Origin of the sequence: Mesorhizobium sp. WSM4310, from assembly GCF_007003935.1 — a bacterium.
Classification (GTDB): domain Bacteria; phylum Pseudomonadota; class Alphaproteobacteria; order Rhizobiales; family Rhizobiaceae; genus Mesorhizobium.
In genome coordinates, this window is the sequence record NZ_VFTA01000003.1 from 265,667 (window position 1) to 282,314 (window position 16,648).

A 16,648-nucleotide genomic window follows, 5' to 3' on the forward strand; every position below is an offset into this window, starting at 1 on the left:
GGCGCGCCCTAAGAATCACTCGTAGGAAACCAACGTTGCACCATTTTCATGGCTGAAATCTGGTTTCACGCCAAGCATGGCCGCCGACCGCCTGATGATATTACCCGCTATGACCCCCGCATTCGCGGCCGCGACGTCGGTCATCCCAGGCTTTTCCGGGTGCGGGGCGTCGGCAATCGTGAACACCAGATATTGCGGATCGTCCATTGGAAATGCGGCGACAAAGGTATTGAAATTCAGGTCCTTGGAGTAGCGGCCGTTGATGACCTTCTCGGCCGTTCCGGTCTTGCCACCAACGCGGTAGCCGGGGACTCTGGCGTTTCTGGCCGAGCCCTTCTCGGCATTGAGCGAATAGAGGTAGCGCATGCCCTCGACCGTCTTTTCGTTGACGACTTTCTTGGCAATCGCCATCGCTTCCTGCTGCGTGCGCACCAGGAAGGTCGGATTCATCAAATAGCCGCCATTCATCAGTGCCGCGCAGCCGACAGCCGCCTGGAGCGGGGTCGTCGATACGCCATGGCCGAAGGCGATGGTGAACGAATTGACCTGTTTCCAGACCTTCGGTTCGGTCGGGCGGGCGACTTCCGGCAGTTCGGTCTGCATCCTTTCCAGGATGCCAAGACGATGCAGGAATTCCCGGTGACCTTCGATGCCCACCAGTTCGGCCTCCCTGGCCGACCCGATGTTGGACGAATAGAGGAACACCTCCGGCAAGGACAGCACACGATTCTTGCCATGGAAATCGTGAATGGCCTGATGGCCGACCCGGATCGGATGCGAAGCGTCGAAACGACTGTTCATCGTCGCCTTGCCGGAATCGAGCGCCATGGCCGAGGTGAAGCTCTTGAAGGTCGAGCCCATCTCATAGAGGCCCGCCGACATCCGGTTCAGCCGATCCTTTTCCTGTGCATTGTAAGGATTGTTCGGATCGAAATCCGGCACCGAGGCCATGGCCACCACTTCGCCGGTCTTGACGTTGAGCACGACGGCGCCGGCGCCGAGCGCGCGATAGCGCTCCAGGCCGGCGGCAATCTCGTCGCGCACCACATGCTGGACGCGCAGATCGATCGACAGCTTCACCGGCTTGAGATCCTTGGCCACCGCCAGGCCCGACGCCTGCAGGTCGCTCAGGCCCTGCTCGTCGATATATTTCTCCATGCCGGAGATGCCCTGGTTGTCGATGTTGGTCAGGCCGACAATGTAGGACGAGGTTTCGCCGCTCGGATAGAAACGGCGCTTCTCCGTGCGGAAGCCGAAACCGGGAATGCCGAGCTGCATGATGTCGGCCTGCTGCTTGGGCGTCAGCTGCCGCTGCAGCCAGACGAAGCCGGCGCCGCTCTTGAGCTTGTGGTAGGTCTGCTCGTAATCGATCTCGGGCAGCACCGTCGACAGCTTCTCGATGGCTTCGTCGGCGTCGACGATGCGGCGCGGCTCGGCGAACAGCGACGCCGTCTTGATGTCGGTCGCCAGCACTTCGCCATTGCGGTCGACGATGTCGGGCCGCGAGGCGGTGATCCGGCTCTGCGGCCCCCCCGACAGGTCAGGCGTCTGGAAGCCGAGATAGACCAGCCGCCCTGAAATGGTCGAGAAGATGCCGAAGAACACCGCCATCGTCATCACGATGCGCGCCTTGCCCTTGCCGCCGGTCGCCTTGCGTGCGCCCTCGACGACGATCGATCCGTCTTCACCCGTCCTTGCGCGACGCTTCAGCAGTTTGCCGATCATTGGGCGATGCCTCCGGTCACGACGGGATCCTTGCCGTCCGCAGGCGCCTTGTCGGAATTGTCGGCCATGCCGCCCTGGCGTCCGTTCAGAATGTCCTGGATGTCCAGGGCCTTGGCCGGCAGGTCGCCCAAGCCGACGATCTGACGGGCGCTGACCGGCTCGAGCGCGAGCTGTGACTTGTAGAGTTCGGCGAGCTTCTGCAGCCGCGACGGCTGCGTGAGCAGGCTCCAGTCCGCCTTGAGCAGGTCGATCGTCTCCTCCTCATAGCGTATCTGGTTGTGGATCTTCTGCACCGCCGCCAACTGGTCCTCGGCCTCGCGCTTGGTCTTGTAGGTCAGGGCCGCCGCCGAAACCATGACGGCGATCAGGACAATGTCGCTGGTACGGAACATGCTTACCTCTCCCCCGGCCGATCGATGCCGGGAAGCTTTGGAAGGCCGAAAATCGAAAAATCGCCGGCGCGCGCCGGCGCCTCGGTGCGGATCGCCGCGCGCAGCCTGGCCGAGCGGGCGCGCGGATTGGCAGCGACCTCGGCATCATCAGCCGTCACACCGCCACCCGCCTTGCGGAAGGTCGCCGTGCGCGCATGCGCCTCGGGCAGGTGACGTGATCCCGTGGCGACGTCGGCGCGGTCGGCGATGAAGCGCTTGACGATGCGGTCTTCCAGCGAATGGAACGTCACAACGGCGAGCCGCCCGCCCGGCTTCAGCGCGCGTTCGGCCGCGAACAATGCCTTGGCCAGTTCACCGAGTTCGTCATTGACGAAAATGCGCAGCGCCTGGAAGACGCGGGTCGCCGGGTGGATCTTGTCCTTCGGCGCGCGGCCGATATGCGTTTCGATGGCGTCGGCCAGTTCCAGCGTGCGCTCGAATGGCTTCTTTTCGCGGCGCGCCTCGATCATGCGGGCGATGCGGCCGGCGTGACGCTCCTCGCCGAGGAAGCCGAAGATGCGGGCAAGGTCGCCCGGCTTGAAGCTGTTGACGACGTCGGCCGCACTCAGGCCCGCCTGCGCCATGCGCATGTCGAGCGGCCCGTCGAAGCGGAAGGAAAAGCCGCGCTCGGCCTGGTCGAGCTGCATGGAGGACACGCCAATGTCGAGCACGACGCCGTCGGCGCTTTCGACATGCTCGTCCAGCGTCGAGAACGGCGCCTGCACCAGCCTCAGCCGGCCGCCCGATTGCGCCTCGAGATCGCGCCCGGCGGCGATCGCGTCGGGATCGCGGTCGATGGCGACGACGGAAGCGCCGGTCGCCAGAATGGCCTTGGTGTAGCCGCCGGCGCCGAACGTGCCGTCGATGATGATGTCGCCCTCCGCCGGCGCCAGTGCCTCGAGCACTTCGCCAAGGAGGACCGGAATGTGGCGGACCGATCCGCCAACGGCGTGGACGTCATCGCCGTGGCCCGCCGTCATTCCGGTCGCTCCCCAGGCTTCGTCCCCTGCCGAAGCTGCAAAAGCCTGGCCCGCGCCTGCGCCCCATAGGCCGCAAGCCGTCCCGGCTCCCAGATCTGAAAGAAATTGCCGCGCCCGACAAAGGCCACTTCCGCCGAGATGCCGGTATGCTCGCGAATGAAATCGCTCATCGTGATGCGGCCGTCCTGGTCGAGTTTCAGGAACGCTCCGTCGCCATGGCAGAAGAACGACATGTCGTCCGCCGCCTGCAGAAAGGGATCTTCCTGCGCGATACGCTGCTCGTAACGGTCGAGCAGATCCAGCCCGCCGACATCCATCGCCGGCAGATCCAGGCAGCGCAATGCATAGAGTTCCGAATAGCCGCGCTTCTGCACGACGGCGCGGAAATGCGCAGGAACGGACACCCGCCCCTTCGCATCGATCCTGCTCACCGTGTTCGACAGAAACCGGTCCATTAAACGCTACGGCCGCTTGCGCCGCCGCACCCCTCTTCATCGTCTCGCACGCGCCGCCGCTGCGCGTTCCCTGCCCCGTATCAGCCTCGCCCGCACGGGCAAAAACCGGCAAACGCGCAGCCGCCGCGGCTGCCCGACTGGCGTACGCTTTACCCTGACGCGGAACGAAGGCTGTGATGTCTCGATGGGATATCATGGGGCACTATGGGCGTCAACGGGAATAGGCTTCATAAACACGGGCATCGCGACCAATCCGAGCAGCCGTTACGGCACGTCCCGTCTTTATGATCCATTAAGCCTAACGAAGCGTTTAGAGCCCGCTGGCCCAAAAGACCTGGCTTGCCGCCGATCACCCGCGCGCATAGCGTCGAGCGACGTCTTCCGCCCAAAAACAAGGATCGAACTCATGTCCGAGACGGCAAAGTCACGCGCCGCCGAACTTTCGCATTTGCGCAGCCGCGATTTCGCCAGTGGCGATCCGATCCCCTTGCCGCTGACCATGGCGTCGATCTTTCACACGCCGGGTGTAGAGACCGGGGTCGATCAATATGGCCGCTACGACAATCCAACCTGGCGCGCCGTGGAACATGTGCTCGGCCATTTGGAAGATGCGCAATGCGTGAGTTTTCCCTCTGGAATGGGCGCGATTTCGTCGGTGTTTTTCGCGCTCCTGAAATCAGGCGATCGCGTGCTCCTGCCGGCGGACGGCTATCATGCGACGCGCGCGATGGCCGAACGCTTCCTGAAGCCGCTCGGCATCACCTGCGATACCAGGCCGACGCCGACCTTCCTTGACGGCGGCTTCAAAGGCTATTCGCTGGTCTTCGTGGAAACCCCGTCCAATCCGCGGCTGGACATCTGCGATATCTCGGCGATTGCCAAGGCTGTCCACGAACAAGGCGGGATCCTTGTCATCGACAACACGACAATGACGCCATTCGGCCAGCGTCCGCTCGACTTCGGCGCCGATGTCGTCGTCTCCGCCGACACCAAGGCGGTCAACGGCCATTCGGACGTGCTGTTCGGCCACGTCGCCAGCCGCGACGCCGACATCATCACCAAGGTGACGGACTGGCGCGCAATGGCCGGCGGCATTCCCGGGCCGTTCGAGGCATGGCTGGTGCATCGCGGCCTCGAAACACTGGAAGTGCGCTTCGACCGCATGTGCTCGTCCGCCGAAACGATCGCGCAGCGGCTGAGAGAACATCGCGCGGTGCGTGGCCTGCGTTTTCCCGGCCTGAACGGCGACCCGTCGCACAACCTCGCCCGCGCCCAGATGGAGCGCTTCGGCTTCCTCATCTCGTTCGAGCTCGCGTCCGAGAACAAGGCCGAGGATTTCATCAACAATTGCCCATTGATAGAGGCCGCGACCTCCTTCGGCGGCGTCCACACTTCGGCCGAGCGGCGCTCGAAGCGAGGCGATGCGGTACCGCCCGGCTTTGTACGTCTGTCAGTCGGCTGCGAACCGGTGGAAGAACTCTGGAAGGCCATCGAGACGTCGCTGGACAGGATCAGCGCCTGACAGGCCGATCACGAACCGAGGTCGTCGGCCTCGATGTTGCGATGGCCGTGCAGCACGCGAAGAATTTCGATCGCGTCGTCGCCGACGCGATACAGAGTGAGATACTCGCCGACGACCAGATGACGGATGCCAGGCCCAATGTCGTCACGTGGCGCGCCTGAGGAGGGAAAGGAAGCCAGTTGCTGCCACCGCGCCTCGAAGCGGTCGAGCAGCCGATCGGCTGCGGCCTCGTTGTCGCGCGCAACATGAAGCCAGATCGCGATCAGATCGTCTTCCGTGCGTTCTGGACGATGGGCAGAAAATTCATGCCGCGTCGTCAGATCGCAAGCGTCTCCGTGCCTCGGCCTTGATTTCATCCATCGATGCAAATCGTCCCGGCCCGCTGTCGATCCCTTCCTGCACCAACTTGCGCAGTTCCTCGATCGTATAGCCGAAGAGATCGCGACGGTCCTTCCACTGCCGCAGCGCATCGCGGATGACCTCGCTCGCCGAGGCATATTCGCCGGCGGCGACCACGTCGTCCACCGCTTGCGCCAGTTCCGGCGAGAGCGTGATGCTGCGCTTGTCGACCTGTCCCATGATAGGGCTCCCGATATCGTTCTCGGACCACAGTAGGATTTAATCGCACCAGCTTCAAGTGAGGCCGAGCTGGGTTCTTGTAGGCGAATAGCCGAAAAGACTTGAATCGACAGGCGCGCCCGAGGGCACAACCTGCTGATCTCAAAGGACTTCTCTTCGAGGACGAAACTGCCAGCTGGCCTGTAAGCCGGGTTCTGTATGGCCCTCGCCCCTTGCGGGACGAGAACGTGGCGACCATTCATCTTGGGCGCATGTTGCCATGCGCCTCACGCAACCTACCCGGACGGTGAGCCGGAAACAGCCCTCGAGGGTGTCCCCTCGCACCGCCCCTATTCGGTTTTGCTCCCGGTGGGGTTTACCGTGCCGCTCCTGTTGCCAGTCGCGCGGTGGGCTCTTACCCCACCCTTTCACCCTTACCCCGACAAAGTCGTGGCGGTTTGCTTTCTGTGGCACTTTCCCTGGGGTCGCCCCCGCCGGCCATTAACCGGCACCGTGTCTCCATGGAGCCCGGACTTTCCTCACTCGCGGCCTTTCGGCGTTTGCGAGTGCGGCCGCCCAGCCAGCTGGCAAGGCGTATAAAGGGGTTAAGCCGGGAAAACGCAAATGAAAAAGCCGGCTTGTCCGCCGGCTCTCGCAACTTGCTATCAAAGCGCGGCCATCTGAACCTTGACCTTGCTGCAATAGGCGGCCGAGATCGGGTTCATCCGCGTCGCGGCATGGCCGGCATTGTATTTCAGGATCGTGCCACAGGTCGTGCCACCGCCAAGGTTCTGCGCCAGAGCGAGATACTTCATGCCGTATTTGATGTTGGTGTCGGGATCGAACAGGCCCTTGGCCGAACCGTTGTAGCCCATCATCCGCGCCGTCGCCGGCTTGATCTGCATCAGGCCGATCTCGCCGGCGCTGCCGACCATGTTCGGCCGGTAGTTGCTCTCGATCGTGATGACGGCGTTGGCCAGCGACACCGGAACGCCGTAGCTTGCCGCATAGCGGGCAACGATCGCGGAATACTGGCCGCTGCTGGCCACCGCTGCCGTCGACGCAGCGACGTTCCTGAGACCGATCGATGCCGTTGTCGTCATGTCGACGGTCTTGCGGCCACGCGTCGTCCGTCTTTTGGCGGAGGATTTCTTCGCCTTGGTCGAGCTGGCTTTTTCCACCTTGGCGGAAGCCTGCTTCGCCGTTGCCTTCAGGCTGCTGCTGCTTTTGGCTGAAGTGGCCTTGCCCTTGGTCACCGCGACGAGCCCCTGATCTGCCCGGGGGCTCCATGTCGCGGCATCAGCCGCGCTGAAGGCAAAAGTCACTACGCCGGCAGCAAGAGCTGCCGTTACAACGGTCAATTTCTGCATGTGATCCTGTTCTGTCTGGACCACGCGAAGATATTCACGTGGCGCTGCTTGATTAATAGCGGAACATCCGGGGGCTGGAGATCCGACAAACTGTACGAATTGCCCTTTGAGGCCCGAATTGGCGCCAATGAAGGCGGGGCAAGTCACTTTGAGTGACAGTTTGTAACCTGACAGGGGAAAAGATTACTTGGGCGGCGCCTTGCCCCGCGTTATCCGCTCACCGAGGCAAGCAACTTCTGCAGCGTGCGCATGGTCGAGCCATCAGCCAGCCCGTCGACCAGACGGGGCCGAAAATGCCGCTGGAACGCCTCGACGACAATCCGCGTCTGATGGTCGAAAACACCCGATATCTCGACGCCATAGCCATAGAGCGTCAGCATGGACTGCAACGCCTCGACATCGGTACCGCTGTCGCCGGGTTTCAGCGCGGTCCCGCGCCTGATGGGTGCGGCCGGCACGAGGTGGCCGACACCGGCCATGAACAGGGCGGCCCATGGGAACTTCTCGCCCGGATCGATCTTACGGCCCGGTGCCACGTCGGAATGCGCCAGCACCCGCATGGCGGGGATCGCATGCCGCGCGGTAATTCCCTTGCACAGGCCGATCACCGCCTCGATCTGGCGCCGGGGAAACCCGGCATAGCCCAACGAATGGCCAGGATTGACGATCTCGATGCCCACCGAGCAGGAATTGATATCGGTGCGTCCGAACCAGGAACTCTTGCCGGCGTGCCAGGCGCGGTCGCTTTCCCGGACCATCTGCACGATGTGGCCGTTCTCATGCACGAGATAGTGCGATGAAACCTCGCTCGCCGGATCGCATAGCCAGGCTTCCGCCCCGGCGCCGGTCGCCATGCCGGTGTAGTGCAGCACGATCATGTCGGGTTTCAGCGCATCACGCCTTGGCCCAAAATTTGGCGATACCCTGACCTCGGCGCTCGGCTCGTCGGGCAGGAAGCCACTCATGCGTGCCGCAGGCCCCGCTCAATCATTTCATAGGCGGCGTTGATAGCCGCGACCCTGGTGGTGGCGATCTTGATGAATTCCTGCGGCAGGCCACGCGCGATCAGCCGGTCGGGATGGTTGTCTGAGACCAGCTTGCGGTAGCGCTTCCTGACCTCCTCGAACGGCCGGCCGCGCTCGATGCCGAGCACGACATAGGGATCGCCGGCGCCAAGATTGACGTGCCGGGCGAGGATCGACTCGTAATGCGCCTCTTCGATGCGGAAGATCTCGGCGATACGGTGCAGGAAGATGCCTTCGCGTTCATGCACCAGCCCATCGGCCTTGGCGATGTGGAACAGGCCGTCGAGTATGTCTTCCAGCATCACGCAATTGGAATGTCCCGAACCGCACAATTGCGCCATGCGCTCGGCATAGGTTTCGAAACCAGCCACGTCCCGCTGGGCGAGATCGAACAGCCGCGCGACGTTGCGCGTCTCCTTGGGCGGCACTTCGAATATTTCCTGGAAGGCGCGAACCTCGTCCTGGGTGACGATGCCGTCTGCCTTGGCCATCTTGGCCGAGAGCGCGATCATCGCCACGGAAAAGGCTACGCGGCGGCGCAGGTCCGCATCGCCGGAAAAAACCGTGCGCACGGCCTCCACCACATCGGCAACGCCCGACGAGGCTGAAGACGATACCCGCGTGATGAAGTCGCCGAGGCGGTCCCAAATCGACATGGCCGCTTCTTAGAGCGAACCGGTCCATGCTATCAAGCCAATAACGGGGTTGTGAACGACAGCCGCCCCGACAGATCGATGGATCGGCCCGCGAAAAAGGCCGGCATCATGCCGGCCTTTCTCCCAAGACACGCTTACTGCTTACTCACTACAAGCTACTGCGCAGGCGCAGGAGCAGGCGTTGCCGGAGTCGGCTCGGCGGGCTTGGTCGAATTGTCGGCCGGAGCCGCGGGCTTCATCGGCTGCTCAGCAGCAGGCGGATTGGTGCTCTGCGTGGTGGTGGTGTCAGTGCCCTTGCCGCTGTCGCTGCAGGCCGCGACGCCCAGCAGGGCAAGGGCGGACACGGAAGCCAGAATGAGCTTTTTCATAATATCTCTCCTTCAACACACGCTCACGTTGCGGTGAACGGTCGCAGAGGAAATGCGCGACACGGTCATGAGTTTCGTAACGTTGCGTTTCCGCGTGTAACATCAACGGGATGCGTTGCCGCCGATGCATTGGCGCATTAACAACGAAAGCTGACAACGAAAAATGCCGGAGACAGCCGCCATGACCGCGAAATGGGATTTCTGGATCGACCGGGGCGGCACCTTCACGGATGTCATCGGCCGCGATCCGCAAGCGGGGCTGCATCCGCGCAAGCTTCTGTCGGAGAATCCCGAAGCCTATGCCGATGCGGCCATCCAGGGCATCCGCGACCTGCTCGGCGTTGACCCGGGCGCCGCGATCCCGTCCGGGCTTATCGGCGACATCAAGATGGGCACCACGGTCGCCACCAACGCGCTCCTGGAGCGCAAGGGCGACCGCGTGCTCCTGCTCATCACCAAGGGCTTTCGCGATGCGCTGAGGATCGCCTACCAGGCGCGGCCCGACATCTTTGCCAAGGAGATCATCCTTCCCGAGCAGCTCTATGAGCGCGTCATCGAGATCGACGAGCGCGTGCTCGCCGATGGCCGCGTCGAACAACTGCTCGACATCGCCGCTTGCCGGCCCGCGATCGAGCAGGCGAAGGCCGACGGCATCGATGCCGTCGCCATCGTCTTCATGCATGCCTGGAAATACCCCGATCACGAGAAGGCGGTGGCAAAGGTCTGCCGCAAGATCGGCTTCGCCCAAGTCTCGGTCAGCCATGAGGTCTCGCCGCTGATCAAGCTGGTCGGCCGCGGCGACACCACCGTGGTCGACGCCTATCTCTCGCCCATTCTGTCACGCTATGTGCAAAGGGTGGCGGGAGAACTGGGCGCGGCGAGAGATGGCGACCAGTCCCCTCGCCTGATGTTCATGATGTCGTCGGGCGGCCTCACCGCCGCCGACATGTTCCAGGGCAAGGACGCACTGCTGTCGGGTCCGGCCGGCGGCGTCGTCGGCATGGTCGAGACGGCCAAGCTCGCCGGCTTCGAAAAAGTCATCGGCTTCGACATGGGCGGCACCTCCACTGACGTTGCCCATTACGATGGCGAGTACGAGCGCGCTTTCGATACCGAAGTCGCCGGCGTGCGTGTCCGCGCGCCGATGATGCGTATCCACACCGTCGCCGCCGGCGGCGGGTCGGTCCTGCATTACGAGGCTGGCCGTTTTCGCGCCGGGCCCGATTCAGCGGGCGCCAATCCCGGACCCGCCGCCTACCGGCGCGGCGGTCCGCTCGCCGTCACCGACGCCAATGTCATGCTCGGCAAATTGCAGCCGGACTTTTTCCCTGCGATCTTCGGCCCCGGCCAGGACCAGCCGCTCGACGTCGAGACCGTGCGCGCAAAATTCGCGGCCCTGGCCGACCAGATCGGTGACCGCCGCTCGCCGGAAGCGGTTGCCGAGGGCTTCGTCACCATCGCCGTCGAGAACATGGCCAACGCCATCAAGAAGATTTCCGTCCAGCGCGGCTACGACGTCACCGAATATCTCTTGAACTGCTTCGGCGGCGCCGGCGGCCAGCACGCATGCCTGGTCGCCGATGCGCTCGGCATGGAAGCGGTGCTGATCCACCCCTTCTCCGGCCTGCTTTCGGCCTATGGGATCGGCCTGGCGTCGGTCTTTGCCTCGCGCCAGCAGGCATTGCTCAAACCGCTTGCCGAGGAGTCCCGAACCGAGATCGCCAGCCTCATCGCCACCTTGAAAAAGACGGTGATCGCCGAATTGGCCGTGCAAGGCATCGCCGAGGACGCGGTGGCCGCCAAGCCCGTGCTCCACATCCGCTATGACGGCACCGACACGACGCTGCCGGTGAATTTCGAAAGCGACTCGATTTTCCAGGCAAGGCGCGACTTCGAAATCGCCCACAAGGCGCAATTCGGTTTCGTCTATGACGACAAGCCGATGATCGTCGAGACGGTTGGCGTCGAGGGCAGCGAAATCGGCGAGAGCAGCGCCGAGGCCTATGCGCCCGCCGGGCCCGCACGGATTGAAGCCGGCGCTTCCGGAACGCGGCGCATCTACACCGAAGGCCGGTGGCATGAAGCCGGCATCCATCGTCGCGAGAACCTGCGCCCATCCAATCTGGTCGCCGGCCCCGCTCTTATCATCGAACCGAACCAGACCATTGTCGTCGAACCGGGCTGGCGGGCCGAAATCACCAACCTCAACCATGTCGTGATCCGCCGCACGGCAAAGAAGGCGCGCGCCGCCGCCCTCGGCACCGACGCCGATCCGGTGATGCTCGAAGTCTTCAACAACCTGTTCATGTCGATCGCGGAGCAGATGGGTGTCACGCTGCAGAACACCGCCTATTCCGTCAACATCAAGGAAAGGCTGGATTTCTCCTGCGCCGTCTTCGACCATACAGGGGCGCTGGTCGCCAACGCGCCGCACATGCCGGTGCATCTGGGCTCGATGGACCGCTCGGTCGAAACCATCATCCGGCTGAACTCCGGCGACGTCCACCCAGGCGACGTCTTTGCCTTGAACGCACCGTACAATGGCGGCACACATCTGCCCGACATTACCGTGGTGACGCCGGTGTTCGACGACGCCCAGAAAGAGATCCTGTTCTGGGCGGCCTCGCGCGGCCACCACGCCGATATAGGCGGCACCGCCCCCGGCTCGATGACGCCGCTCGCCACCACGGTCGACGAGGAAGGCGTGCTGTTCGACAATTTCCGCATCGTCGACCGCGGCAAATTCCGCGAAAAAGAGCTGCATGCGCTGCTCACCGACCATCGTTACCCGGCCCGCAACCCGCACCAGAACATTGCCGACCTCAAGGCGCAGATCGCCGCCAATGAGAAAGGCGTCGCCGAACTGCGCAAGATGGCCGCGCATTTCGGCCTCGATGTCGTCGAGGCCTATATGGGCCACGTCCAGGACAATGCGGCCGAGAGCGTGCGGCGGGTGATCGAGCGGCTGCCCGATACATCGGCCTATGAATATCCCACCGACACCGGCCAGGTGATCAAGGTGAAGATATCGGTCGACCGGCAAACGCGCGAAGCGACGGTCGACTTCACCGGCACATCGCCCGTCATGAAGAACAATTTCAACGCGCCGGAGCCGGTGGCCCGCGCCGCGGTCCTCTATGCCTTCCGTGTCATGGTCGAGGACATGATCCCGATGAATGCCGGATGTCTGCGGCCCATCAACATCGTCATTCCCGACGGCTGCATGCTGAAGCCCGCCTACCCCGCCGCCGTCGTCGCCGGCAATGTCGAGACCTCGCAGCATGTCACCAACGCGCTGTTCGGCGCCATGGGCACCATGGCCAATGCGCAGGGGACGATGAACAACCTTACCTTCGGCAACAAGAAGTACCAGTACTACGAGACGATCTGCTCCGGCTCGCCGGCCGGCCATATGAACTCCGGCCGCGGCTTTGCCGGCACTTCCGGCGTGCACACCCACATGACCAATTCGCGCCTCACCGATCCCGAAGTGCTGGAACTGCGCTTTCCCGTGGTGCTGGAGGATTTCCACATCCGTAAGGGATCGGGCGGCGAGGGCAAGTGGAGCGCCGGCGACGGCACCAAACGCAGCATCCGCTTCCTCGAGAAGATGGAATGCGCGATCCTGTCCTCGCACCGCAACCGCCCGCCTCAGGGGCTGGACGGTGGCGGCGACGGCGAGGTCGGCTCGACCAAGATCCGCCGCAAGGACGGCACGATCGACATGCTGAAGGCCTGCGACCAGACCGTGCTCGAGGCCGGTGATGCCGTTATTTTGATCACGCCGACGCCGGGCGGGTTTGGACCCGCCTGAGGGAGCTTCGAGAATTCGCTGCGGCGAGTCAGGTGACGTGGCTTTCGAGAACCGGAGCGGAGCGGACGTCGGAGTCCGCGAGCACCCGAGGCGCGGAAGGCCGCGTCAGATGGCCGCCGCAGTAGAATTATCGATGCCTCCGGCTGTCACCGGCCTGTCATGACCCTGGGTTACCCGCTTGCGGCAAAGCAAATGGGGAATCACTTTGTCATGACGGACGTATCCTCGGATCTGGTTTTTCGCCGCGGCAAGGAAGTTGGAAAAGCCGTCTACCAGAACCGCGCGCTTTCGAAAGCCGGCATCTCCGAGCGGCTGTTCGCCTTCCTGTTTTCCGGCCTCGTCTATCCGCAGATCTGGGAAGACCCCGATGTCGACATGGAGGCCATGCAGCTTGGCCAGGGCCATCGCATCGTCACAATCGCTTCCGGCGGCTGCAACATCCTGGCCTACCTCACCCGATCGCCGGCACGGATCGACGCCGTCGACCTCAATGCCGCCCACATCGCGCTGAACCGCATGAAGCTGGAGGCGGTGCGCCGCCTGCCCTCGCAGGGCGACCTGTTCCGCTTCTTCGGCGCCGCCGACACCAGCCACAATTCGCAAGCCTATGACCGTTTCATCGCGCCGCATCTCGATCCGGTCAGCCGCCACTATTGGGAACGCCGCAACTGGCGTGGTCGCCGTCGCATCGGTGTTTTCGACCGCAATTTCTACCAGACCGGCCTGCTCGGCCTGTTCATCGCCATGGGCCATCGCACGGCAAAGTTCTTCGGCGTCAACCCGGCCCGCATGATGGAAGCCAGGAACCTCGGCGAGCAGCGCCGCTTCTTCAACGAGGAACTGGCGCCCGTCTTCGACAGGAAGCTTTTGAAATGGGCGACCTCGCGCAAGGCTTCGCTATTCGGCCTCGGCATTCCGCCGGCGCAATATGATTCCCTGATCACATCAGGCGACGGTACCATGGCCAGCGTGCTCAAGGCTCGGCTGGAGAAGCTCGCCTGCGATTTTCCCCTGGAAAACAACTACTTCGCCTGGCAGGCCTTTGCCCGCCGCTATCCCGAGCCCGGCGAGGCCGCCCTGCCGGCCTATCTGGAAAAGCAGAATTACGAGACCATCCGCGGCAATGTCGACCGCGTCGCCATCCACCATGCCAATCTGATCGAGTTCCTGGCCGGCAAGGATGCGGGTGCCGTCGATCGCTTCATCCTGCTCGATGCGCAGGACTGGATGACCGATGACCAGCTCAACGCGCTGTGGTCGGAAATCAGCCGCACCGCCTCCGCTGGCGCCCGCGTCATCTTCCGCACCGCCGCCGAGCCCAGCCTGCTGCCGGGCCGCGTCTCAACCTCGCTGCTGGACCAGTGGGACTATCAGGACGAGGCCTCGCGCGAATTCTCGGCCCGCGACCGCTCCGCCATCTATGGCGGCTTCCACCTCTATGTGAAGCGCGCCGCATGAGCACGACCGAGCTGCCGGCCAGCCCCGAATTCAAGGCCAATCATGCCGAACTGATGGATGGCGTCTACCGCTGGCAGCGCCACATCTACGACCTGACCCGCAAATACTACCTGCTCGGCCGCGACCGGCTGATCGATGGGCTTGAGGTGCCGCAAGGCGGCACCGTGCTGGAACTCGGCTGCGGCACCGGCCGCAACATCATCCTCGCCGCCCGCCGCTACCCCGATGCCCGCTTCTTCGGCCTCGATATTTCGGCCGAGATGCTGGAGACGGCCGGCAAGGCGATCGACCGCGAAGGCCTGTCAGGCCGCGTCACGCTGGCACGAGGCGACGCCACCGATTTCGACACCGCCGCACTTTACGGCATCGAGCGCTTCGACCGTGTCTTCGTCTCCTATTCGCTGTCGATGATTCCTGGTTGGGAGAAGACGGTGTCGGCGGCTCTTGCGGCACTATCCCCCGGCGGCTCCCTGCATGTCGTCGATTTCGGCCAGCAGGAAGGCTTGCCGGCTTGGTTCCGGACCTTGCTGCGCGGGTGGTTGAAAAAATTCCACGTCACGCCGCGTGAATCCCTGCGCGAAGTCCTGGAATCGGAATCTCGGCAAGCCGGCGCAACCTTCCGTTTCCGCACGCTTTATCGCGGTTATGCCTGGCTGGGCGTGATTGGACCGCACAACCTCACCTCCCCCTCGATGGAGGAGGTCGCGCCGAAGGCGCGGGTGGGGGTGGAGCGCTAGGCAGCCCACCCCGGCGCTGCGCGCCGACCTCCCCATCAAGGGTAAAAGGTCCTAATGCAGGGCCTTCACCAGCGCGCCCACCATCGTCTGCGGACGATAGCCGAGCTTGGCCGGCGTCAGCCCCAGCCGCACGATCACCAGCTGCTCCGAGGGAATGATGGCGACGGTCTGGCCGTCGTGCCCTTCCATCCAGTAGGTGTCCTTGGGCAGGCCGGCCGCGACGCCGGCGCCGGGATTTTCCTCATCGCCCGGCGCCTCGATCCACAACTGGCCCTTGCCGTAGACTGTCGAGGCAGGCGCCGGCTCGCGCATCCAGTCGACGAAGCCGGCCGGCAGCACCTGGTTGCCGTTCCACACCCCGCCCTGCAGCAGGAACTGGCCGAAGCGGGCCCAGTCGTGCGCCGTGGCGTAGAGATAGGACGAGCCGACGAACGTGCCCTGCTCGTCGGTTTCGAGCACCGCGCTGTGCATGCCGAGCGGCCCGAACAATGCGCTGCGCGGCCACGTCAGCGCCTTGGCCTTGTCGCCGATCGCGTCCTGCCAGAGCCGCGACAGCATCACCGCCGTGCCGCTCGAATAGGTGAACACCTTGCCGACCTCGCCCGCCAGCGGCTTTGATTCGGCAAAGCCCGCCATGTCGGGCTCGAGATAGAGCATGCGCGTGACATCGGCGACGTCGCCATAGTCCTCGTTGAATTCCAGCCCGCTCGACATTGCCATCATGTCGGCAAGGCTGATAGCGGCGCGGCCGTCCGCCTTCCACGGCGCGAACAGGCCCTTGTTGTCGACGGCCATCTTGCCGTCCTTGACCAGCGTGCCGACGATCGCGGCGTTCACCGTCTTGGTCATCGACCAGCCGAGCAGCGGCGTCTTGGCCGAAAAGCCGTCGCCATAGCGCTCAGCGACGATGCGGCCGTTCTTGACCACGACCACCGCGCGCATGCCTGCCCCGGTCAGCGCCGCATCGTCGAGCAGCTTGGCAATCACCGGATCCTGCGATGCCTCGACCCGCTCGCCTTCGGGCCACAGCGTATCCAGGCTCGTTGCCGAAGGCTCGACATGGACCGTCGTGCGCCGCGCCTTGCCGACATCGCCGTCAGGGATCGAGGCGCAGCCCAGCCCATCGCGGGAAACCGCCTCGCTCTTGCCGAGGAAGCCCAGCAGGCCCGCCGAAACCGTTCCCCGGTTCTTGTCGACCGAGACCCGCATCAGCCGCAACAGCGGGTGGCCTGGCGCCTGCACGTCGACGGCAAGCACTTCGTTGGCATCGCGCCCGGCAATGAAGACGTTGGAGCAGACGATCTTGGCCGAATAGCCGGAACCGACGCGGATCAGTTCGGGCGGCGCGATGTAGAGCCAGCCAAACAGCCCGGCGACCGCCAGAACGATCAGTCCAAGCAGCCATTTGACGATCTTGACGACGAACCGCATCTGCTTCCTCCCGGGCTTTCGCCCGACCCTTATGTCATCGAATTGCCGCCATTGCTCCCGCAAAATCAGGGCTCTTGTCGAGCGCCGTCAACGGATTATCAACCATGATCGGCGATCA

At 63.8% G+C, this 16,648-nt stretch carries 15 protein-coding genes and 1 other RNA gene; 4 read left to right on the forward strand and 12 right to left on the reverse strand.

The window, feature by feature from the left end; genetic code table 11:
* Positions 1-15: 15 nt before the first annotated feature.
* The 4 genes from FJV80_RS06150 to mraZ are packed head-to-tail and all read right to left on the reverse strand — an operon-like array spanning position 16 to position 3,591.
* Positions 16-1,725 carry a penicillin-binding protein 2 gene (locus FJV80_RS06150; RefSeq protein ID WP_095787740.1) on the reverse strand — a complete coding sequence of 570 codons (1,710 nt, stop codon included), beginning with the start codon at positions 1,723-1,725 and terminating at the stop codon, positions 16-18.
* Positions 1,722-2,117 (reverse strand): hypothetical protein, encoded by a 396-nt coding sequence (locus tag FJV80_RS06155; RefSeq protein ID WP_095787739.1) that lies wholly within the window; start codon positions 2,115-2,117, stop codon positions 1,722-1,724. The genes FJV80_RS06150 and FJV80_RS06155 overlap by 4 nt, the downstream gene beginning before the upstream one ends.
* 2 nt (positions 2,118-2,119) lie before the next feature.
* A complete protein-coding gene (rsmH, locus tag FJV80_RS06160) occupies positions 2,120-3,136 on the reverse strand; it encodes a 16S rRNA (cytosine(1402)-N(4))-methyltransferase RsmH (RefSeq protein WP_142875885.1) in 1,017 nt (338 codons plus the stop codon).
* The gene (gene mraZ, locus FJV80_RS06165) at positions 3,133-3,591 is read right to left on the reverse strand and encodes a division/cell wall cluster transcriptional repressor MraZ (protein WP_095773937.1); all 459 of its coding nucleotides are present in this window, start codon (positions 3,589-3,591) and stop codon (positions 3,133-3,135) included. The genes rsmH and mraZ overlap by 4 nt, the downstream gene beginning before the upstream one ends.
* A gap of 406 nt (positions 3,592-3,997) precedes the next feature.
* Here mraZ and FJV80_RS06170 point away from each other — a divergent pair, with 406 nt between their 5' ends.
* Positions 3,998-5,113, forward strand: a complete 1,116-nt coding sequence (locus FJV80_RS06170; protein WP_142875887.1) for a cystathionine gamma-lyase — start codon at positions 3,998-4,000, stop codon at positions 5,111-5,113.
* 8 nt (positions 5,114-5,121) lie between these two features.
* On the opposite strand, the gene FJV80_RS06175 is transcribed toward FJV80_RS06170, so the two are convergent.
* From FJV80_RS06175 to FJV80_RS06205, 7 genes are all read right to left on the reverse strand, one after another.
* Positions 5,122-5,469 carry a type II toxin-antitoxin system RelE/ParE family toxin gene (locus FJV80_RS06175; protein WP_142875889.1) on the reverse strand — a complete coding sequence of 116 codons (348 nt, stop codon included), beginning with the start codon at positions 5,467-5,469 and terminating at the stop codon, positions 5,122-5,124.
* Positions 5,417-5,692 (reverse strand): type II toxin-antitoxin system ParD family antitoxin, encoded by a 276-nt coding sequence (locus FJV80_RS06180; protein WP_095773934.1) that lies wholly within the window; start codon positions 5,690-5,692, stop codon positions 5,417-5,419. The genes FJV80_RS06175 and FJV80_RS06180 overlap by 53 nt, the downstream gene beginning before the upstream one ends.
* Before the next feature lie 167 nt (positions 5,693-5,859).
* An RNA gene (gene rnpB / locus FJV80_RS06185) (RNase P RNA component class A) lies at positions 5,860-6,259 on the reverse strand.
* Positions 6,260-6,336: 77 nt separating this feature from the next.
* Positions 6,337-7,041: a transglycosylase SLT domain-containing protein gene (locus FJV80_RS06190; RefSeq protein WP_095787734.1), complete on the reverse strand. Its 705-nt coding sequence runs from the start codon at positions 7,039-7,041 to the stop codon at positions 6,337-6,339.
* Positions 7,042-7,250: 209 nt separating this feature from the next.
* Entirely contained in the window at positions 7,251-8,006 is a 756-nt protein-coding gene (locus FJV80_RS06195) for an N-acetylmuramoyl-L-alanine amidase (RefSeq protein ID WP_095773932.1), read from the reverse strand.
* Positions 8,003-8,722: a DnaJ family molecular chaperone gene (locus FJV80_RS06200; protein ID WP_095773931.1), complete on the reverse strand. Its 720-nt coding sequence runs from the start codon at positions 8,720-8,722 to the stop codon at positions 8,003-8,005. Before FJV80_RS06200 ends, FJV80_RS06195 begins: the two co-directional genes overlap by 4 nt.
* A gap of 155 nt (positions 8,723-8,877) precedes the next feature.
* Entirely contained in the window at positions 8,878-9,090 is a 213-nt protein-coding gene (locus FJV80_RS06205; RefSeq protein ID WP_142875891.1) for a hypothetical protein, read from the reverse strand.
* Between the two features lie 181 nt (positions 9,091-9,271).
* Between FJV80_RS06205 and FJV80_RS06210 the strand changes: the two genes are divergently transcribed.
* The 3 genes from FJV80_RS06210 to FJV80_RS06220 all read left to right on the forward strand — a co-directional run bounded on the left by FJV80_RS06210 (position 9,272) and on the right by FJV80_RS06220 (position 15,099).
* Complete coding sequence (locus FJV80_RS06210; protein ID WP_142875893.1) at positions 9,272-12,904, forward strand: hydantoinase B/oxoprolinase family protein; 3,633 nt, start codon at positions 9,272-9,274, stop codon at positions 12,902-12,904.
* A gap of 159 nt (positions 12,905-13,063) precedes the next feature.
* Complete coding sequence (locus FJV80_RS06215; RefSeq protein ID WP_095787732.1) at positions 13,064-14,362, forward strand: DUF3419 family protein; 1,299 nt, start codon at positions 13,064-13,066, stop codon at positions 14,360-14,362.
* Positions 14,359-15,099, forward strand: coding sequence for a class I SAM-dependent methyltransferase (locus tag FJV80_RS06220; RefSeq protein WP_142875895.1), 741 nt, complete (start codon positions 14,359-14,361; stop codon positions 15,097-15,099). The genes FJV80_RS06215 and FJV80_RS06220 overlap by 4 nt, the downstream gene beginning before the upstream one ends.
* 51 nt (positions 15,100-15,150) lie before the next feature.
* Here FJV80_RS06220 and FJV80_RS06225 read toward each other — a convergent pair whose 3' ends face one another.
* Positions 15,151-16,530: a serine hydrolase gene (locus FJV80_RS06225; RefSeq protein WP_142875897.1), complete on the reverse strand. Its 1,380-nt coding sequence runs from the start codon at positions 16,528-16,530 to the stop codon at positions 15,151-15,153.
* Positions 16,531-16,648: the final 118 nt, after the last annotated feature.